Here is a 24582-nt window from a genome sequence, read left to right as displayed (position 1 = left end):
GCTGCATGCAGATAAGCTGCAGCAGCCCCTTATGAAAAGTCTATCTTAATTACTTACGAATATCTTCCCAGCTAACGTAACCAGATTTCTTATTTCTGGCTTTTAGCTGCGTTAATGATTCGCTATCAAGTTTAGAGCTTTCCTTCTTCGTATTGGCTTTATTCGCTTTCATTACGGCCCAGCCACTGAAACCTGCTAATGCAGCTTCTAGGTTGGCAGCAATGCCCGCTGACTCTTCATTGTCTTCAGCTTGTTCTGAAGTTTCTTCAGTAGCTTTGACTTCGGAGTCTTCGCCTTGCTCATCTTTAACCTCTTCAGATTCAACTTGCTCTGCTTCAGGTGCAGCACATTCAGCTGGGGCAGCGCCCTCTTCGCCTTCAACCACTTCACCCTCAACAGTTTCAACATCTCCAGGCTCACACTCTTGTTGTTGAGCATCTTCAGGTAGCTCACCCTCTTCAGCAATAGCCCCTTCTGGTAGTTGCTCTTCCGAGTTTTCACCAGCTGCAGTTGGGTCAAACTGAATAACGACATCAACACCCGGTGCAGCAGAACCACTGAAGTTTTGCAGATCACCTAAACGTCCCAAAGCAGCGATAGCATCATCACTTAGCTCTGTAGCAACGGCCGTACGGCTTCGTGCTACCTCACCTAAGTCAGAAGCATCGAAGATCTGCTGAGCAATACTCTTATACAAACCAATTTGTGAGGAACGGATTAAGTCAAGTGCGCCTTGAGCTAGTGTGATAACGAAGGTTGCCTGCTCACCTGATGTTTCGGCATCAGCAGCAAATGTATAACGAGCGTATTCACCCACCATCACATCTTCTGTGAAGCTACCGTAGAACAGATCACCACCTGCACCACCAATCATGCGATCAAGACCAGCACCGCCGCGTAAAATGTCATCATCGCCATCGAGTGTATCGATCACTTCCAAGTCTTTAGACTCAAGTACGATCGTATCGGTGTTACGCGTGACCATACCGGCATCACCGGTCATTAGATCATCACCAGCTCCACCATCTAGCTCATCCTTACCAAAACCACCGAAGATGATATCGCGGTCTTCACCACCCGTTAGCTTATCATCGCCACCAAGTCGGAAGTTATCCGTGTAAGCATTTAGATAACGGCCATTACCATCGTTTTTGATGTAGCCATCATCACCAATGATGATTGTCTCACCAGATTCATTAGTAACCGTATCGTTACCTACACCTGCGATTGCTTGGTCATCACCAGAGCCTAAGGAGATAGTGTCATCACCACCTGTAGCATTGGTTGTATCAGTGCTTTGTAGGACATCGCGGATCCCAAGATTGAAGGTAATCGAGCCGTTATCACCGATAACACTGTCGTTACCGGCGCTTACACTAATAGTGTCATTACCGTTACCACCTAGGACAATATCATCACCTGCACCGGACTCGATGGTGTCATCGTCGCCTAGTTCATGCTCAACCGTATACGCCTCAGTAATTACTTCATCCTCACCGTAATTAAGGACACCGTTATCACCAATGATATGGTCATCACCTGCGCCGGTAGTAATATTGTCTTCACCTAGGCCAGCGATCACACGGTTATTACCTTCGCCACCATCGATGATATCACCTGCAGTCGCATCCCCAGCTTCATCTACAGAGAAGAAGCTCTCAACGTTACCGTTACTGTAGAGCTTCATCTCACCGAAGTCGCCCATGATCCAGTCACCACCGGCATTACCCTCGATGGTATCCGCACCAGCGCCACCGAAGATACGATCGGAACCTTCATTACCTTTGATAAGGTCAGCTACACCTTCAGTTTGTTCTTTCGTTAGTAGACGAACAAAGCTATTTCCAGCCAATAATGCAGTCGCATGATCACCGAAGATAATGTCGTCATCACTTACGGTGATAGCGTCGCCACCATCGCCATTACCACCAAATAGATTATCAGCGCCGATACCACCCATAATTAGGTCATCGCCCTCATTACCTTTGATGGTATCGCTATCGCCGTTCACCAACTCAACAGTTGTAACTGAATCCAACGTTGTAATATCAGTATCACCGTCGTTGTAATCTACAACGGCATGGTCACCGATGAGGATATCGTGACCACTGCCACCTTCAATATCATCCTGACCATGACCACCCATGATGACATCGTTATCAGCTCCACCTTTCAGAATGTCATTAGCTGCTTCATCACGGTTCGTGGTAGTAATGCTAACCACTTCTGCCGTTGTTAGGATACGATTTGTACCCGCAACTTGATTAACAACACCTTTGTCACCAAAGATAATATCGTTGCCATCACCGCCATCAATCGTGTCAGAACCAACCGTCAACGTATCTGCGGTTTCAGGGTTATCATTAACACCATCAGCCGTATTAACAACCGTTAGAATCTGAGTCGATAGGCTCAAGCGCTGAGTTAGATCTAAGTTAAAGCCGGCATCACCATAGATATGATCGTCACCACCTAGGCCATAGATTTCATCATTACCAGAACCACCAGCAATATGATCACCATGGTTACTACCTGTCAGGATATCGTTACCCTGACCACCGTAAATAACCACGGAACCTGTCGCACCGGAAGCATCAATCGTGTCGTTACCTGCATTAGCAAATTCACGACCTTTAGTCGTCTTAGCATCAGAGGTCGATGTGTAGGTAGAACCATCCTGTACAGAGTCACCCAACAAGATTAACGGAGCTGCTGCGCCGCCACCGCCAGTCACATAGATCTCATCATCACCGCCACCACCATGGATTACGGTAATTACACCTTCTGCTGTGCTTTGGACTGTAAAGGTATCGTCACCTTGACCATTCAACACTTCAACAACTTCAACGTCATTGTACTGAACGCCGCCTGCACCCATGCCTAAACCGGTAATCGTAGAATCCGTTAGGAAACCAGTATCATCAGATCGGCTGCCATCGTTGAACATATACAACGTATCTGTTTGAGCCGCTTCATCAGTATTGATATCAACAGTTGGCAACGCTTCATCTGTTTCTGTTGGTAGCATCACCGCTTTAGATAGCGCACGCTCTTTGCCCTCAGGAACAGAACCTTCAATGATCAATTTACCGCGAATCTGATCCAAGGTATGAGGCTGCAACGGAGGATTTTGTACAGGCTGATTTGAAGCATCAGGTACATAATCAGGATTCACCGCAACAACAATCTCAATTGGAGAATCCCAATCAGCTGCAGTAAAGGTCACTGAGCCATCAGTCGCGTTAAAGCGAGGATCTGCACTACTTACGATAGTTTGACCATCAGTCAGCACATTAACAGTTACCGGATCTGTAGGTTCGGTACTAAGTACCAAACTGTAGTTATCCGTCTCACTGCTACTCACAATGGTAGAACCATTAGTCGGCGTCACTATTACGGTGCCCGTGTCATTATCGACAACGCTAACACGCAATTCATCAGTCACTACTGCATCAAATTCAGAACCTACCGCAAGGTCCGTTGTGGTTGTGAAAGTAACTGCCGAACGGAAGACATTCTCAACATCAGTATCGTCAACTGCAGTTACCGTTACTGTTTGAGCGTCATCCCAGTTATCCTTATCGAAGGTTAGGACAGTCTTATCAAAGTCGATTTCGCCTGCGGCATTCTTCTCTGCAAGAACAACGGTGACGGTTTCGCCATCAGCCGGTGCTTGAGTCAACGCTACAGTGAAGGTATCTCCAGAAGCAGCCCCTTCAACCACACGGGAATCAACATCGGACTGAGTAATGATCAGATCGGCTTGATCATTATCGTAAACAGTCACTTCAACGTTGTTTATATCTAGGTGATTAAAGTCAGGGTTATCACTCAATACACTGTGATTGATAACAACTGTACGTTCACCTTCAATCGCTCCGTCGTCCACACCTTTAACGTAGATTTTTTGCTTACGTAGCCAGTCATCCACGGAGCCATCTGCTGCAGTAGAATCAAAGTTCAGCACTAATGATTCATAGTAGTTAACACCATCAACGGATACTAAGATGCTATCAGCAGGATCGCCTCCGCCAATCGTTGGTAGTTCTTTATCACTGCTAGAAGCGCGTGCTGCAGATACCGTCACATATGCAATCGTAGCTGCTGTTGGTTTAGCCGCTGTTAGAGAAACTTCGTAGAAGTCATCTAACAGGCCGTTTTCATCAACGACCAGACTGCCATCAACCATATCAACCTGAATTTTGCCTGTTTCATCATCTGCAACATTCAGGGATACGCCATCAACGAAGATACCGTTAAAGCGAGGATCATCACTCCAAACACTGTGGTTAATAAAGCCACTGCGACCTTCTACGGAGTACGAAACAATATCTTCAGTTACATCGCCGGCAACATTAAAGGTATCGCTACCTAAACCGCCGATAATCGTTGTTTCAACATCTTCGCTAGTACTCAGAATAAAGAAGTTATCATCGCCTTCTAGACCATCAACTTCTGCAAACTCGATACCTTCAAAGCCGATATTAAGGCCTGCACCGAAAATACCATCTTCAGTGATCATGAAGTTATCATCAGCTTCAGTACCAAGCACAACTAAGGTGTCATTGCCTGCACCACCGTCGATCTTAAGTGGGGCATTGATACTGTATTGGATGTTATCAGCGCCATCACCACCAAAGAGTTCAGTTTCACCGCCACCTGCTGTTTCAGTGGTACCTTTCTTCAAGAAGGCACGAACAACAAAGGTATCATCGTCATTTTCACCGTACAGTTTGGTCAATGCCTTGTTGCTGTATACCGTGATCTGATCTTCACCATCACCGCCATAAACAACCATTGGCAAGCTGTTACCGTTACTCAAGAAACCTAGTGTAGTTTCGGTGGTTTCAATCTCGTCACCTACAGCGACATACGGAGCTTGACGATCAGCACCGTAAAGCTGACCGATCTGGAAGGTATCATTACCTGCGCCACCATCCAGCGTGGTGATACTGCTGTTGTCATCACTGTAGAAACCATCATCACCGGCATGACCATTAATAGTCAGACGAGCGTTAATGTTTTCGTTGTAAGTGATGCGCTCTACATTGTTCGTAAAGCCCGCGTCCAGATCACCATGAAGGGCCGCAACAAAGTTGGCACGAAGTAAGAAGGTATCGTTATCAGCGGTACCATTGATGCTTAGGGTATCAGCACCACTATCACGAGCACCGGTATCTTCAACATCAATCACATAATCGGCATCGTTACCTGTGCGGTTGATAGTGTAGCTGTCCGTACCGGACTCACCATCCAGAACTAGCTGTTCCGTACGGCTATGTAGTTCGTTGATTGTAATCGCATCGTTATCAGCACCGCCCTCAATACGGGTATCACCAACCAACTGAAGGGCATCAATCAAGACGGTGTCTTCGCCTTCGTTACCATCGATAAGAACATCAACACCAGCGTGAGTTTCAGCAGCATCAGCAGAAACCGTTCCGTAGAACTGAATATTGTCATCGCCAGTACCACCGTTGAAGCTCATTTCAACATCAGCGATCATCACACCGGTAGCACTAACAATAATCGTGTCGTTCTCGGCGTCACCGCGGGTATGAATAGCATTATCAGCTGTAACCAAACCAGAGATGGTAATGGTGCTCCCACCTGTATCAGCAACGCTCGTTAACGCTTCAGATAAGGTGAACGCATCGCCACTCACATCAATGCTATCTGCCAAGATATAAACATTAGTACCGTGAACGGTCGCACCATCTTCAATCAACAGATCATCACCTGCATAGAGGATAACGTCTGCTTCAGTCGTCAATGTCACGCCCGACTTAATGGTTAAGAAGTCAGCTGTCAGATCGGTGCTGTCTGTAGCAATCAGTTCGATATTACCTACAGCAGTAATATCTTCATCCTGTGTAATCGGGCTGTGAGTTACAACTCGGATAGCGCCGCCAGCACTAATACCCGGCTTGTTAACATCTAGAACACCACCAACGGTCAACGCGCCGGTATTATCTAACCAAACACTACCAAGGATCGCTTCAGCTTCTACGCCGCCAACTTCAGTCTTAATAGATTTATCCACAGCACCAATATTGTTAGCTGCTGCAAGATAAACTTTACCGGATGCAACGTTACTACCCGATGCTCGACCATTTAAGATACTGCCATCTGGAGCCGCGATAAACGCAGTATTACCGTTTTTAGCTTCAAGGGTATTCAGGTATAGATCACCTAAGGTTTCGGTGATGTAGCTATGGCCATAACTCGACGTTGTTAAGGTCGCACCCTCAACAGAGCCTGTATCGATATCCAGATCATTATCGGCCTCACCGATCGTGCCCAGAATCGTCACTAAGGTAATGCTTGCACCTTCAACATCCACTTGCGGTAGTGCACCATCAACTAGGCCATTATCAAGCGCATCGATAATAGATTGATGAGCTTGTAAGCGAACATCGCCGCCTGTTGATTTAACGTGATCAATGTTTAGGTTGCCATCGCTTTCTGCAAGATTGATATCACCGGAAGCCAATACATTGACCGTACCGGTTGTAGCGGTAGGCGCTGCAACGATATTAACATCTAGGGCGTTATCAGCTTCACCGACGGAACCACCTGCAACAACTAGCTCTACACGGTTTGCGCGAATATTTTCATACTCGTTATCCAGCGCATCCAGCATTGAACCGCTTTCGGTTTCTAGGTAAATCTTATCGCTAGCTGCATAAATACCCGCGACATTCATATCGCCACTGGCTTCTTTCAGGTAGACGCCTTGGGAAGCACGAGCGGTAAGTGTAGCGCCATCATTGAGATCGATACGCAGTGTTTCTGGAGAATTATCACTGCCAGTATAGATGCCACCTTGGCCGCCTTCTAGGATCAGATGGCCACCGCGGATAACTGTTGTATCCGAGCCTTGGCTCGAGGTAATGCCATCTTTAACTTTGATGCGTACTGCATCATCTGCATTACCGCCTGAAGTAATACTTGTTAGATCCAACTTGCCTTGAGAGCCAATATACAAGTTAGTGCCGGCGCTTACGGTTAGAGTTTGCGTGCCGCCTAATTGGGCATCGTCAACGTTAATATCTTCACGCTGATCGATTGCAACATGAGTAATTGTAGACGTTGTATAACGTCTGCTATCAACAACAACCGCACCAGTTTGATCAACACTATCATCAGCCAGAGAGGCTTCGATCAGATCGGACGTTAAACGGTCAATCAGGTAGTTTACGCCTTCAAGAGTAATGACATCGCCGACGACAAAGCTGCTGTTCCAATCTTCAGATGCAGCGATAATTGTCTGATTCGTTGGCGAAGCCAGCACCTGCGTAACCGTCACAGTTTGAGCTACTTCGCTGCTATCAAACCCAGAACTTAGTGTGATGGTATCTGTTGTAACAGAGGTGATTTCGAAGAATTCACTTCCTTCTGTCGCATTTGCACTATCACCAATCATGCGGATCTGCATACCAGCAGTAAATCCGTCATCGATCCAAGAACCAGAACCGCGGGTAATTGTGCCAGATGCATCAATATCTACCTCAACGTTCTTGCTTTCAATGCTGGTTAGGAAAGCGATATCCGAACGTTCAGCTGCAGCTAGGGCAAACTTTTCATCGTCTGTGTAATCACCATCGGTTTCGATCGTAACGCCGCCAACTGCTGCACCTACACCTGCAGATGCACTTAGGTTAATTGTGCCACCAGCAACAACATTTGAATCTTCATTATCAGTTGTGCTGGTTACTGGTTTCAGTAAGCCGGCACTAATTAGATTCATCAGTTCGTCTTCAGTCCAAACTTTAATGCTACCTTCAATCGCATCAATTTCATCAGCGGTCAGGGTATAGCTGTAATTCGCATCATAAGCGCCTGCACCATACTCGGAGTGCAAAGTGTGGTACTGAGATAATTTCTTCGCTTCAAGGGTGGCTATAGCCGCATCAATTTCCGCAGCTGTATTACCTTGCTCAGCATAGAATGTGCGGTAATAGGATTCCTCTTCTGAGGTCAGGCTAACGGCATCATTCGAATCATACACACCACCAAACTGCTCATTTCTAATCTGCCAGTAAGATTGGTACTCACTCTCTTTACCAGCCGCATAGACATCTTTAGCTTGTTGGATCTTATCGTATGCACCTGTGCCATCTGTCAGCTGCAATTCAGCCCAAACAGAGTTAATCAACTCTTCTCGTGTACGATCATCACGTTCCACGGAACTGTTAGCATCAAGCAGAGAACCAGCCAACACACTGATATAAACATCACCTGTTTCAGCCGTTACTTTAAACAGGTGCATATCACCGCTAGTTTCAGCTAAGTAGATATTTTGCTTGGCCCATACTTCAACCGCATCACGCAGTTCGGTGCCTGAATCAAGTTTTAGTTTGTTTGAAGAGCTATTACCTACAGAGCCACCTTCAGCCGTTAAGGTTACAGCCCCTGCTGTAATCAAACCAGAACCGCTTGCAGCCACAGTGATACTTTGCTGAGCTTGGATAATGACGTCAGAACGGTTACCCGCTGTAATCGTGTCGATTGCCAAACTACCAGTAAATTGATCCAGATAGATATCACCAGAAACAGTAGTAGCACTGAATGATGCAGAAGCATCATCAGTCTGGTTCAAGGCCATCATCAACACTGCACTTCCAATATCATCTCGGGCGTACATGTTGATGTTTTTGCCACCGACATAAGCTTCGCTTGAAAGCATGTAAATGCCACCCTGCGACGCCGTAACATTGGTTGTACCACTCGTGTTAGCCAACGGACCTTTTAGTAATAGATCAGAACCGCTACCGGAAGTACTTAAGTTAATTTGCCCCTCAGTGTAACCCTGGAACTTGATAGTAATATCATTATCAGCGCGGATATCATGAGTGTGGGTTTCGGCAACTTTCTCTTCCTGTACGTAGTGAGAGTAGTAAGTTTTCTTGCCGTACCAAGTACTTGTCGTCCAATGATCTTTCTCATATTCATTGGAAGATAAGGTCGTCTCTTTCTTATCGTAGTTATAGTTATTTAACTTATTAGCCGATGTATCCAAGAAGTAATAGATACCTTCATCAGCCAATACAGGCTGACTATCAATCCGCTCGTGATCCCAACTAATATCTGCTGGATCAGGCCATAGGAAGTCAATACCCCACAGAGAGGATGACGACAGAATAGTTTCACGATAGATCGACTTATCAACATCAATCGACCAACCAGCACGCCATACACCGTTTGCAGAGTTACCAACCTCATAAGCTAACTGGTTTGCGATAGCTGAGCTATTAACTGTAATGACATCACCAGACTGTGTAGTTATTGTCGCTCCATTTGCAGTCTTCGTATAAACAGCTTCGACAATGACGTCTACACCATTTTCTTGGATGACCGTTTGGTGTGTATAGCTTGATGGCTTATCGGCAAGGAACAATAAGGTTGTAACACCAATCTCATGACCTGCAGACTTCAGGTAATCAATTGCAGATTCATTACCTGTTGTTGTCGCATCCCCAAAGGCTGTTTTCTCATACATAGTCACCTGAGGGTCACTACTGCTGCCTTTAGCTTTGTCAGCCATGATCAAAGTACCTGCACCGCGTTGCGATACATCTAGGCCTAAGATCTCAATATCATAATTGGAAGAGTTAGCTACATTGATCGCACTGTAACCACTCAAGAGGCGTACTTCGCCTTTACCTGTATTCAACAGATGACCGCGAAGTTCAATATCACCACCACTAGCACGCACCTCATCAATCAAGATACGTTGGTTTTGAGTATCCCAGTACACACCGAAGAAGCGGTTAGAAAGATCAGTTAGTTTAACCAGACCTACAGAACTAGCAGTAACATTGCTACTGATTTTAGCCGCTTCAATGTTCGCTTGAGTCAGATTAAGGGTTATATCTTGCTGACCACTCTGAACAATACCGTTGAGGTTGATATATTCGGCATCGATATAAACTCGATCACCATAAATCATCGAGTTTTCATCAGGTGACTGGTTCAGAATCGCCGTAACATCACTGCTGCTTACTTCACCAACACCTTGGCCCTTACCGAAATCAACATTCTTAGTAACGGTACGTGTGCCTTCTAAAGTTATACCGAAGATTTCGTAGGTGTAAGTTTCCTCAACCTGCATGGTGATATTTTCACCTGGAGAGTACTCACTCCAGAGCGAATATGGCTCACCTCCAGTGCTGATATCTGTCAAACCAGTAATGAAGACACTGCCACCTGCAACAATGTTTAGATCCTTAGAACGGATCTCTGCAGTAATCTTAATATCACCGCCGCTAACATCATTTTGGATATTAACGAGGCCGTTTAGGTTCTCAATATCGCCAACGATCTGAATTTCTGGCGTTGGCGCAGAAATGCCTGGGCCTGGCTCATAATAGTTGATGATATTAATTTCAGGATCGCCAGAAGCTGCAACATTGATTAGCGTGTAGCCATCTGTTTTCGTCGCTTCTGTTACCTCAATACCATTGTGGAACAAGCCACCTGTTGATTCAGGAATTGTTGCACCATGAATTTTGAGGAAGGCTGGCGAATTATTGGTAATAGTGATGCTAGCATCGCCTGGAGCATCAAAAGTACCGCTGCCCAACAGGAAGTCGCTTCGAACATTGATAATTCCCGCTTCTGCCCAAACTGGCGCCACTTCAATTGTAATAACTGATTGGTCAATACGGTTTTTACTGATACTACCGTCAGAGTTAGTAACAACTTCCAACAGCCCCTTCGCCAACATCTCATTCTCGATGCGGGTAATTTCAGTTTCGTAATAAGCTTTCAGCTCAGCATTACTGTATTGATACTGCGCATAGGCTTTGCGTGCTTCAGCCAATTCTGCACTCAAAGTTGATTCAAGCGCCTGAGAAGTAACAGTGTACTCAATACCGTCAGAAATAGATGAAATGATTGGATTACCGAAGGCATCCATCCCAGAAACAATCAACTCTTGGTGACGGTTAATACCTGTTTCAATCTTACCGTTAACAGTTACCGTACCAGTCGCATCTGAGTGGATATAACCATCATACTGCTCAGCACCGCCGCCGCCAGTAACGCTATTGATTGCATCACCTACAGCACTTGCCCAGTTAACCGCTTTTGCTTTACCAGTCATATGCGCTAGACCGAAGTCCTCTGCATATAGGTTGGCATCACGAGCGGTCTTAAGATGAGCGCCTGTATCTACCGTAATTGAGTTTGTCTGTACTAATGTAGAGGACGCATTAACATCATCAATTGGGATTGCACTACCTGCAAAGCTATCTGTGCGTGCTTCGATAGTGTATTGGTCACGTGTTTTATCGGTGCCTATTCCCGCTAACAAGTTCAGATCGCCAGCCGCTTCGATTTGAACATTGGTACCAACATTCACTTGGTTAACCGGCTGAATATTTACAGTAGCGTCCGCGATACCTACAGTCGCTGCACCATATGTATCCATATTTACTTGTGCAGAAACAGTACCTTGACCACGTGCAGAGAAAGTCACATCACCAACACTGCTTAACTGAGCGCCACTACCAATGGATACTTGGCTTAAATCCTGACTGGTAGAGATATTTGCATTAGCACCAACACCCGATGCTAGTCCTGCAGACGTTAGGGTAATCTTGTCTTTAACATCCAGTTTATTTAGCGCCGCAATAGATAGATTCCCCGGATCAAACGCAGACCCAACTACATCCAACTTAGCGCCAGCGCCAACATCCACCGTAGTATTAATGCTCAGATCTATATCGCTATCTGCGCCAGCTCCCGCAAGAGCACCGCCCACAGTACCATCAATACCGGTCTGATTTTTACTCAAAGCGTTGGTAGCTGAGATATCCATGGAGCGAGCATCCATATCGGTATTCGCTCCAATAGAGACACTGACTGTGGCATTAACATCGTGATCTGCTTCAGCGCCGCTACCCGCTAGGGCACCACCGCCTACAGTGCTAATTTCACCATTAAACTTAGCTGTATGATCCGCTGTAATCATTACCGCGCCATTAGAGGCATCGTCCAGATCAATGCTACGACCAGACGTATGGCCGCCATCAATGATCGCTTGAGTATTGCTGGTGTTATTCGTTGTAACTGCTGCACCAGCCCCAGCTAGCACACCACCACTACCGGCATCCGCTACAGCTAAGTTATCATCATTACCTGTGGCAACTAGATTTAAGCTACCGCCATCGATATCAACATCAGACGCAATACGCGCTGTTGTTGTCGTGTTAGAAGAAACAGTCGCGGTACTCGCGCCCGCAGCCACAATACCGCCGGTATTGCTATCGGAGTTCGCTTTCTGACGAGTCTCTGTAACCGCCGCAATCGTTACGGCACCCGCTACAACCAAATTAGAGTTCGCACCGATAATGCTCTCAACAACACTCGTCGTTGAGACTTCACTTAGGGTTGCGTTCACACCAACTAGCGAACCTGAAGAGCCGGTAGATTCAGCACTAATGCCATTGCCGCCATCTTTTACATCTGTAGCAGCCATCACATTAAGGGCTGCTGCATCAAGATTGATACTACCCTCAGTACCGTCAGCAGATCCTAACGTTGCAGAAACATTAGCATTAACATCAACATCGGTCAGAGAGACACCAACGGTTAAACCACCAGCAGAGACACCAAGCATATCGGTTTCAATCTCTGGAGTAGCAACCGCAGAGACAGTAACAGTTCCTGTTACATCAATATCAGAGCCTTTACCTATACGAGCAGATACCGTTGGAGAGTATGAAATATTCGCATCATTACCAGCGCCTGCGCCTAAGCCTGCTGCAACTGCAGTAACGTCTAGATCCACATTCAGATTATTAACAGCCGTTACATTGACATCTGTAACCGTGAAGCCAGAAGTGCCGCTTTGCCCAACCTGAGCATAATCACCTAAATATGAGGTAGTGGAACCAGAAACAGACACATCACCAATCGCGGCCCCTGCCGCAGCAATACCTGCAGATACACCAACAATATCAATGTTGATATCACGATTCGCTGCCGCGTTAATATCTAGCGAACTCGCCTTAACAATTTGCGCGCCATTCGCATCACTCGTGCCATTTTCAATGTAAGCAGACTGATTGCTGCTATCGTTTAGCACTGCAACCTGAGCACCAAGACCAACAGTGCCTGCAGAACCACCGTAAACTTCAATATCAACGTCAGTCGTGTAATCGGCATCAACCGTGACCGCACCAGTTGTCTCAATAGATCCAGCATTGCCAATCCATGCGGTTGTGTTCCCGCCTAGAGATGTAACAGATACCGTTCCTCCTACACTAACGCTACCACCCACAGCAGCGCCGCCAGTTAGAACATCAACATTAATGTTCTCATCCGCTTTAACCGTCACTGATGCGGTAGACACCCGTACACTGCTACCATCTACTGGATTAACACCATCAACACCCTGAATGGTAACGGCGTCACCAATATAGGCACGTGTGCTATATGGATTACTATTATCAGCTTGAATATCTAAGGTTGAGAATGAGCCGCTACTTAGCGTGCTATCACCTTTCGCTTGTGCACTCTGTGCAGAGCCGTCACTGCCTAAACCACTAACAGTGCTACTGCCAAAGCCGGAAGCTACGCTAGATTGTGAAGCTGAGAGTTCATTATCATTATCACCATCTGGGCCAGTGCCTATTGAGATATATGACACCGCCCCGCTGATCCCAGCTGTTGCGCCACCAGCAAAAGCCAATACATTAGATTCAACATTCTTAGTCGCTGTCGCTTCTACACGGACAGCACCTACAGTTGTAAGAACTGATCCCGCACCAATATGTGCATCGACTGTGTTATTAATGGTGATTACGTCAACTGAAGCACCAATACCACCACCGCCAACAGATACAGAGCCTATTGCGCTCGCACTCTCTTTGTTTACATCAATAACATGATCTGCTGTAACCGTGACACCTTGCAGCGCTGTCACTGTCGTAGAGCTACCGAGATATGCGGAAGTTTGTGAAGTGCTACTCAATACTCCTACTGAAGCAGCTGCTGCACCAATACCCGCTCCACCTGCAGCGACAAGAGCATCAGAGCTTTCCTTAGCATTAGCAGTGACAGAAACAGTACCGCCTATTCCGCCAACACCATCTGATTCCGAGACTAGAGAACTACTGCCTGATGTATACGCCTTAGTAGTACCCTCAAATAGAGCAACGCTTACAGAAGCACCAGCACCAACAGAACCTAATGCCAGCGACACATCATCGAAGCTCATATCAACATCAGAATCAGCACTGATTGTGATATCACCGTAAGAATTAAGATCAGCTGCATTCACATAAGTTTCTGTAAGTGAACTGGACTTAAAGGCTGAAGCGGTGCCGGACGCGCCGACATAGAGGCCGCCACCAACACTGACCGCGACTGTACTCAGGTCTTCATCTGAAACTGCAGAAACACTTATGCCATCAGCTGCATAAATATCTTTACTGTTACTATTTCCATCAATGTAGGCGCGAGTAGTATTGTTGATAAAGTTAGTATCTACCGTCGCTGCGGCTCCACCTCCTGCAAGACCTACACCCGCAGCGCCACCACCACTGACAAAATCAGTTTCCTGATGAGCATTAACTTTTAGATGCTTACCACGATCCGTGGAGTTATTGATTGTGGAGTTTTTAACACGTGCTTCAGATGTATTTGCAACACGGTTAACCAGTACGTTAGCAGCGAGACCAACTGTTCCTGATATACCACCTGCACCAGCATAAGATTCTAAGTTAGTGGCAACATTTGAACGAACGGATACGCCATTGACCGTATCGGTAGAACCCGCATTTGCTGAAGGTTTAACCTCAACGCCATCACCCAGACCTTTAGCTACAACAGTCGCATTATCGATGAAAGCATAAGTACCATTATCCAACTGATTTACAGTTACGGCACCACCAATACCTGCCGTTCCAGACGCACCAATAGCGCCAACAATACCTTCGGATGTATCTTTAGATTCCGCATAAACAGAGATACTGCCATCTGTTGTTACAGTTGCTGTATCAATGAAAGCGTTCACTTGGCTTTCCAGTAGGTTCGCACCTGCTGAACCTGCAACACTCGCAGTACCTGAACCAGCTACGCTGGCTACTAAAGTTTTCACAGTAGAATCAGACAGGGATTCGATCACGATATCTCTGCTATTACCCGCGGTGATAGTAACCGTTGTTCCTGAACCTGAGATACCTGCAGAAATAGTGTTAGCTATTTCGTTATAAGCAACCGCACCACCTACAGCAGCAGTGCCTGAGCCTGCAATCACAACAGCGCCGGAACGAATAGTTGAACTATCTGAAGCACGAACAGTGATATCACTGGTTGTCGTTACTTTAGCGCCGTTGGTGATCAACGCTTCAACATTTTTCTTAATCCAGTTAAGCGATAAAGCGCCAGAGCCAGCAAAAGTACCTGCGCCTGATGCGCCGACTGCAAGCGAATTAATGTTGGCATTAGCAATAGCATTCATCGCCAAACTGCCAGCATTCACTGTGGCATTATCAATATAAACTTTCGCAAAATTCTTACGATCAGACGTTGGATCGTCAGGGTCACCGCCAATATAGTTATAAGCGACCGCAGCACCAACAGCGCCTGTACCAGCACCTGTTAGACCCGCTGATAGAGAATTTAAAGTTGCTTGATCAGATGCACGTAAACTGACACCTCCGGCATTGGCTGTAACTGTCTCGCTATCCGCAATGTATGCTTCGACCTCATTACGAATCCAGTTAAGGCTCAATGCTCCTGCGCCAGCTGCAGTACCTGCACCAGAGCCACTAACAGCAAAACTCCAAATCTGAGCATCTAAAATAGGATCTGGATTTTCGTCTGGGTCAGCAGCATTCGCTGCATAAGTATCAGCCTGATTAGAAGCATCACCTACTGTAGGTAACTGATTAGTATTTAGTACTTCTGCTGCAACATTCACATCACCCGTAGTCGCCGTTGCTGTTGTACCAGAGCCTTCGATACTTGCGCTAATGCTGCTACGCATATCATTCGTAGCAGAAGCAATAGAAGCAGCTGCAGTGCCCGCACCGGAGCCACCACCCGCAACAATAATCATAATAGGTGTAACAGTCGCACTAACATCAACATCAGTATGCGCGGATACATCAGCCCCACCTTTAATCTGGGCACTCACAATATTGCGCATAAAGTTGATGGAAACTGAACCTGCGACAGCAACAGTGCCTGCACCCGCTGCACCAATAGTTACATTAATAATGCTCGAATCAGCATGGGCTGCCACTTCGACGCCCGCAGCGGATGAATCAACTTGTGAATTATCGATGTACGCAAGTACCTGTCCGGCATCATCAGTCAGTCGGCTACTATCAACTGTGCGGCTAGGGTCCTCAGGCGTACCACCAATATAGTTATAAGCCAATGCAGCACCGATTGCTGTCGTACCTGCGCCTGCAGCTCCTACAGCAACACTGATCATATCTGCGTCATCACGGGCATTAACTTTAATATCGCCCATTGCATCTACATCAGCACCACCGCTGATATAGGCCTGAACACTGTTATGTAACCAATTTAAAGATATAGCGGCGCCTGCAGCAAAGGTATTTGCACCGGCACCAGCTACAGTGACATTGATGATTTGCGAACTGGTATCGGTTTCATCTGGAAGGTCAGCCGTATCAACACCCAGACTACCAAGATCAGCTGCCGTCGTAGGCGCAGCAAAACCTGCAGTAACAGAAACATTGCCAGCAGATGAATTAACCGTAGAACCATCGATAGAGGCCTTGATGGTATTGCCAACATCCGTTGTGGAAACTGCAGCACCAATTGCTGCAGTACCTGCACCGGCTCCCGCACCAGCAACAACAACCATTGTTGTGCTATCAGCAGCAGATACAGAGATATCACCTGTCGCATGAAGGCCTTTATTTGGCGTTCCAGATGAAGATGTATCCAAACTATTAGTTACTTTAGCTTCTACAGTATTAGTAACTTCATTAACCGAAACAGATCCACCTAGTGCAAAAGTATTTGCTCCTGCGCCACCAATAGCAACGCTGACCAAAACTTCTTCTGCTATCGCTGTAACATTGATATTGGAGTTCAAACCAGTCATGTGGATAAGTGAATCATCCACCTGTGACGTGATCGTATTACCAATCAAGTTAACACCAATACTTGCACCCAGAGCGACTTTCCCCGCTCCTGCACCTGCACCTGCAATACCTACACTAGTTGAAGAATCTTGCGCTATAACAGAGGACGAAGTGTTATCACCTCGACCTTCAATCGCACTATCAAGTACTTTTGCAGATACGGTGTTAGCGGTTTGATTTGCGGAAACAGATGCAGCAATAGCCAACTTGTTAGTGCCAGCACCACCAAGTGCGATACCAATTAATGAACTGCTTTCAAGCGCCTTAACCGTAACATTGCCATCAGTTCTGATCGTCGAACCTTCAACACGAGCTTTCACCGTATTGGTCATAAAGTTAAGTGCTAACGCAGCACCCAAACCAGCTTTACCACCCGCTGCAAAACCACCTGCAAACGAGAAAATTGAAGAGTCATCTAAAGCTGAAACAGTAACGTCGCCAGCAGAATCTGCTGTCGTGGTGGTATTTAAAATAGCCGCATCAACATCGGTATCAACCATGTTGATAGATAGGGTGCCCGCTAAACTAAGACCACCTGAACTGCTAGTCGATACACCTACAGTACCCGTTACTGCTACGAGAAGGCCATCTGCCTTAGCATTTACATCTAAACCTGATGTGTATTTCAGACTATCAACATTATCAATCTTCGAAGTAACAGAGTTTTCAATCTCAGAGAAAGCAACAGAAACACCTGCGCCGGACTTACCGCCAAAGCCAGCAGCACCCGCGACAAGAATAAGATTACTAGAATCATCTGCATGCATAGACAGATGACCGTTCACGACAACGGTAGGCGTGTTAGTAATACTTGTTTCAGTGGAATATGTAATACGTGTGACAGCTACGGAACCGCCGACGGCAGTGCCTTGTTGACCTGTTGCACCAGCAACACCGACATTGATGGAAACAACCCAGCCTGTACGGGTCGCATCCATATCTAAACGCGGCGTAGTAATAGTGCCAGCATTATCAATAAATGCCGCACTCTTACCGCCAATCAGGTTGATACCAATAGCACCAGCAATGCCGGTAGCGGACTTTCCTGCGCTAGCTGAGGAGATAGCAGCAGAACCTGCAAGAGAGCCTATCGCAGTCGAATCATCTGACTTAATCGTAATCGTGCTATCAATATCGGTTGTAGTGACGTCACCACTTGAGTCGATATAAGCCCAAACATCATCTTCAACATAATTGATGGTTACTGAGCCAGAAATACCAATGCCCGATTTGCCCGCATTTTCACTCGCTGTAGAACTACCTGAAGAACCGGACGAACTATCCGTTTCGCCAAAGCGTGCTTTCAGCTCTGCAATAACGTTGTCGTAATTTTTCTGGTTATTCGGCAGTTTACCCGGGTCATCTGTTTCGCTCTTTGAGCCATCCGAATTATTCTGACTGACACCTGTACCACCAGATTCGGGCGTAGAGCTACTGGATGTTTTCGCACCAGAGATCGCAAGAGAACCGATAAAGCCTTCGTGATCGGCTTCAACGGTTAGATCGCCAGCTACAGTTACAGAACCTTTCGTTGTCGCAACATCTTCGCCATCGCGAGCACCAATGAGTGCTTCAGTTTCACGATCGACAATGTTGCCAGATACAGCGGCACCTACACCTACATGTTCAGATGCAGCGATACCACCTGCAACAGTAATTAGATAGGCATCATCTTTAGCTTTAACTTGCAAAGATGGGCCGCTACCGCCGATATCACCACTGCCTACATTAATTGTCGCACCTTCAGCGATCTGCGCAATCGTGCTGTTATCAATTTCATTGATAATAACCGCGCCATTGAAGGCGATATTGTCAGACTGGCCACCGGACGCACCAAAGGTGACACCTACAGTTTCGTTATCAGCGACGACCTTCAGAGCATCTGCATCAAGCAGAACACCATCTTCAATCTTGGCAGTCGAATTACCCGTAAAGCCATGATAAAGAACGGTCAAACCTGCAGCACTTCCACCATCTGCAGAAGATGATCCAGCACCACCACTCTCCCAGGAAGGCTTCCACGTACGCTGTTTATTCTCACCTGAACCTGTTGTATTACCCGAAGAGATGCCTGGGGTTTTAAAGTTACCACCCAAGGCAGCTAAGTGGTTGATGCTATTTGCGGTAACAACGACATCACCCGGTGTACCCGATGAAGCTAAACGTTGATTGATCTCAGCACCAGATTTAATTCGCGCATCCGAATCCTGCTCGATAAACATCGCAGTACCGGCACCAGCCAACGACAGTTTCTGCCCTTCAGCAGTCGCGACTGACCAGCTATCGATCAGGTTGTTATCTAAACCTAAATTATCATCAAGGTAAGTTGTAAGCTGACCAATAAAGCCTGATGATTTTTCTGCAAATGGATTTACTTCCTTCCAATCACCGGAAGTGAAATTGACCTCAGAAAGGTCGAAGGTCTGCTCATGAGTGCCAGTATATTCATAGAAAGAACCAACATTACCACCAGCTGTGTGGCCCTGTTTAACCTCAACAACACCTTCAAGTTTGATCGGCTGATCATAGTCTTGCGTCGTATCATAATCTGCTTCAATGCTATCACCAGACACAAGTGGCGCTATTAGGTTTGCGCCCCATAAACCTAATGGATCGATCTGATTCAGTGCCTGCGCATCGACAGTTAGCGTACCTTCGGTATCAACCTTAGCGCCGCTATTAATCAGTGCATCAGCATCGTTCTCGAAAATACCAACGACCATCGCAACGGAACCGCCAGTATTTGCTTGAGGGCCTTTGGATGAGTCATCTTTATTCTCATCATCAGCACTAGATGATGCAGTTACATCAGGACGCGAAGAAACAACAGCTTTAACCGTAATATCACCAGAAGAGGTAATATCGCCACTGTCGGTATCACCATCTGAAGCGCCATCACCAATGCGAGCATCTGCTTTGTTTTTATCGATAACAACAGCAGTACTGAAACTAGCATCAAACTTCCAAGGATCGCCTGGAGGATCAGAACTTAGTTTACCCGCAATAGCTTTAGAAACCTTAGTAATGAAACCACCGGTCAGACTATCCACCCCTGCGGTCATTTTCTCTTTAGCTGTAGCTTCGGTATCTTCAAGCAAGTTGCCTTTAGAATCAGAGCCTGTTGCAGAAACGGCTTGTACACCATTGACGATGGTAGGCACAAAGATCATTTCTGACGCTTCAATGGCAGCTTTTTCCATTTCAGCCGTCACAGAAATGCTATTAGAACTATTTACGGTTCCGTCTAGGTAAGCATTGGTATTGCCATCTTCATAGCTAAATGCCAGTGCTACACCTAAGGCTCCTGTATCACCGGAGATTGAACGCGCCATCGTGCGGTTTTTATCAACCGTATTAGCATCAACCGTTAAATCACCACCAACATTTAGGATAGCGTTATCCTGCACATGCGCAGTAGATTCAGAGTTAGTTACACTTATAGCGACACTGGTCGCAATGGTGCCTGCCGCAGTTGGGTCGGCAAGTACGTTGGTGGTGTTATCCACATTCGTACGAACTATCAGATCATCGGTCGTTGTGATCTTACCGTCGATCTCTACTTTTGCAGTGTTTTCGATTACACCCGCTGCGCCAGCAAACGCCCAACCTGTTGGAGAGGCTGAAACGTTAACAATCGAAGTCGCATCAGCAATAAAGTCTTCAGCTTCGATCTCAGTTTCTTTACCAATTTTAACTTGAGCATTACCTTTCGCATAAGACACAGCAGCAAACAGAGCAAAACCTTCTGCAGCTTCAGCAATACCTTCTAAACCGAAAGCTAAGTAGTCATCTAGGGCAAAATCCCAGTGATCAGTATCTTTGATGTAGTGCTGGGCATTCGCACGAGCATAAACAACAACATCGCCACCTTTGATAATGGTATGTTCGCCACCAGCACCTTCGGTCTGCCCGATAGTTACAATCGACTCAATAAAGTCGATATTGGCGAAACCGGAAGTCCAGTCTAGACGGTCATCCAGACCATAGATCGTGATATCACCGGCAGTACCAGCATTATCGTCCTTAGCGATTAATTGGGCACCTTCATCAATTGTGATGTTGATACCTTCAAGATAAATATCACCTGACACTCCACCATTTACACTAGTATCGATGGTGAAGCCTTTGATTTCTATTGTGTCAGCTAAGAGTTTTAGGTTTGTTCCTGACAGCGTGATATTCTCGCTAACAACAAGCTTATTTTTGTTACCGTCGCTGTCATCATTGCCTTTAAGGGTTTGTGTACCCGCAGCTGTACCATCCCAAGTCACCCAGCCGAAGTCATCCTGAGTAACTAAACCATCGGTATCCAGAACAACAACTTCGTTAGCACTACCGCCACCTACATTGATGGTGACTGTATCAACTCCAGCCGTAAGACCTTCGACATCAAGAATAAAAATGTCGCTTTGCGAACCGCCTTTCAAGGTGTCGGCGCCGCCACCAGTAGCTAAGGTAACCGATGTCAAGCTATAGGCTGATGCATCTAAGGTATTTGCACTGGCCCCACCCGTCAGCGTGATTTTCTCAATATTTGTTAACTTATCCGCAGCATCTGCACCAATGACGAGCTCTGCGTCATGAGTTGCAGCCGTTGCATCGGAGAGAGTCATGTTCAGATCAAATGTCTCGGTAAGATGGTCTATACCACCCTGCCCATCAATTGCATCAGCACCGCTGCCGCCAATTAAAACATCAGCACCACCAGAGCCTACTAGCGTATCAGCACCAGCGCCGCCAGAAAGTGTGACACTGCCTGTACCTAAGGTATCCCCTAGTACTGTAGCCAAACTACCCGTGAAGGAAAGTCCTAAATCTTCAGCCGTTGTAGAGCTATTTAGAGAACTAATTTCCGTAATAGCAGCACCAGAACTGGTGATTTGAATCGCGATACCATCTAGTACAGCGGTAAGCGCGGCATCAGCAGCCGTGATTAGATCAAGCACGTCCTGAATAGTATTTGCCGTACTAAGATCTATCTCAATATCGGTGGAACCAAGCTTAACTAGGAGGTCATTGCCCTGGCCAGTACCTACGCCAAAGCCATTATTTAGGTAATAAAGCTGAGTCGTCGCATCAACATTGCTAAACCCTGACGCATCAATCGTATTAGCACTCGCGCCACCTGTCAGCTCTGCGCCTTCGATACCAGACAATGTATCGTCTTCTGTACTGGTCGCTGCATCTGCCGCATTTAGAAGCGCTGTAGAGGTAAGATAAAAGTTACGATCACCGGATTCCGACAAAATATCATTGCCTGTTCCACCATCAATCGTATCTTCACCTGCACCACCGGAAAGAATATCGCTACCGGAGCCGCCTTTAAGAATATCCGCAGCAGAACCGCCACGCAGAATATCGTCGCCTGAACCCGCGTCCAGTGTTACAGAACCAGAGAATCCAGAAGCATCCAGAATATTAGCGCCCTGTCCTGTAGTAAGTTCAGCTTCCTCAACGTTGGTGATCGTGTCGTCTTCAGTAAAATGCTGAGTCACTGCTACTGATGCAGATCCTCCAGTCAAATTAGTATCATCTAGGGTTAGATCTGCCACATTGCTATCAGCAAGATCGCCCGTAAATGAGATCGTCCACTCAGTTGTTCCATCTACAGGATCAGTAGAAGCATCCATGTCACCCAGTGCTACAGTGACATCTTGTTCACCAACATTAGATAAGCTACGAAGGGCCGCTTTAATTTCAGCAGCTGAGGCGTTATATGCAATAGCGGCGGTTGTCTGACCAGCAAAGGTCAGGGTAAAAGTACCTGAAGTTACACCAGTTAGAGTAATCAGCGCAGTTTCGTTTTTGCTAGACGTTAAAGTCGAGCTAGCAGCAGTACCAACCAATGCAAAATGGCCGTTGCTGCTTTCCACCAAGGTATCAACACCGCCAAGACCTTCGATACTATCGGCACCTAAACCACCTGTTAGAATATCTGCTTGCGCTGAGCCAGTGATATTATCGTCACCGGCACCACCATCAATGGTTACACTTCCAGCAAACCCACTTGCATCAATAGTATTTGCCGAATCACCGCCGGTAAGCTCCGCAGATTCAATGCTGTACAAGGTATCTTTATCATTCGGAGAGCTAATTTGCCCCCCTGCATTCATGGCACCGGCTTTAAACTCAGCATCACCAGGACCACCTGCAGCAATAAGCATATCTTGGTCAGTTGATGCAACATAAACATCTGCGCCCGCACCACCATAGATGGTATCATCACCTTCACCGCCAATAATGCGGTCCGCAACACCGGTACCTGTCAATGTATCAGCGCCTGCACCACCATCAATACTGACGCCATTAACGCCCGTAAATGCCGAAGCATCGATCGTGTTGTCGCCATCACCACCAGTTAGCGAAGCGGCTTCGAAGCCAGAGATAGAGTCTTCGCCAGAACCTGCCAGCTCGCCATCAAAGCGAACTTCCGTATCAGTTAATGTGATATTTGCATCACGATTAACAACCAACGTATCGTCTCCGCCTCCACCGATCAAAGTGTTGGCGTTGTCATTACCAGCAATAGTATCTGCGTGGCTTGAACCTGTAACGTTATCGAAACCAGCAACAGAGGCAAAACCGGTCGCATAGCCACCAGCTAAATCGACTGTTACACCAATACCATAAGAAGAATAATCTAAGGTATCACCAGCGGCACCGGTTAGATTTTCAACCCCCGTAAAACTGACACTATTCACAGAACCTGAGTATGTATCAGTCAATGACCAAGATGCTGTAGCAGAACCGTTGGCAACAGAATCATCACCGTCACCGCCTTCGATGTTCGCGACACCGGTAAAATTAAGATTTCCTTTATCTGCGCTACCGCTGCCAGAACCCGTTAAGCTCCATTGCGTATCAGCACTTGTGCCTACAACGGTGTCATTACCTGTACCACCATTAAAATTAACCACAAGTCCGGTAGTGTCATCTAGCAGACTATTCTCGAGGGTAAGAGATTCATCTGAGTCATCAACACCCTCAATTGTCAGGCTATCAAGAACTGTTGCACCTGTATCGTCAATCAGTGTGTATTCCTGAAGCACGGCAGAATCTTCAGAGTCGGCAGTATTATCAAGAATCTGAACAAGGGTAATGTCATCTTCTTGAAGTAAACGAACTGTTAGATCAGCATTAGCAGCTGCTGCAAAAACAGGATCGGCGGATAAGAGTAATCTAGGCTCTAACGATTCGAGCCTGAAGCGATCATTTCTCAATGCATGTTTGGCGGTAGAAGGTCTTTGCGACCCTTCGTTTGGCACTCCGAGATTGGCTCTATTAACTGCATTCCAAAGCCTACTTTTTGCCGTTTCATTCCTTTTAATCGCCATACAAATCACCCTCTAATCGGTCCTGCCGAAGACCATTCTATAAATGCTGAAAAACCGGATCGACGCTGCCACACCAATCCGGTTCTAAATACTTCTTATAAAACAACGGGGTA

Annotated in this window: 1 protein-coding gene; it reads right to left on the bottom strand. The window is 46.5% G+C overall.

All coding sequences use genetic code 11. The features are described from left to right. Window positions 1-49 precede the first annotated feature (49 nt). Complete coding sequence (locus ACMXYT_RS02140) at window positions 50-24469, bottom strand: LEPR-XLL domain-containing protein (RefSeq protein ID WP_415911803.1); 24420 nt, start codon at window positions 24467-24469, stop codon at window positions 50-52. Window positions 24470-24582: the final 113 nt, after the last annotated feature.

This window comes from Neptuniibacter sp. QD37_11 (assembly GCF_047778105.1).
In the GTDB taxonomy this organism is placed as follows: domain Bacteria; phylum Pseudomonadota; class Gammaproteobacteria; order Pseudomonadales; family Balneatricaceae; genus Neptuniibacter.
This window is presented reverse-complemented; position numbering and strand designations above follow the sequence as displayed.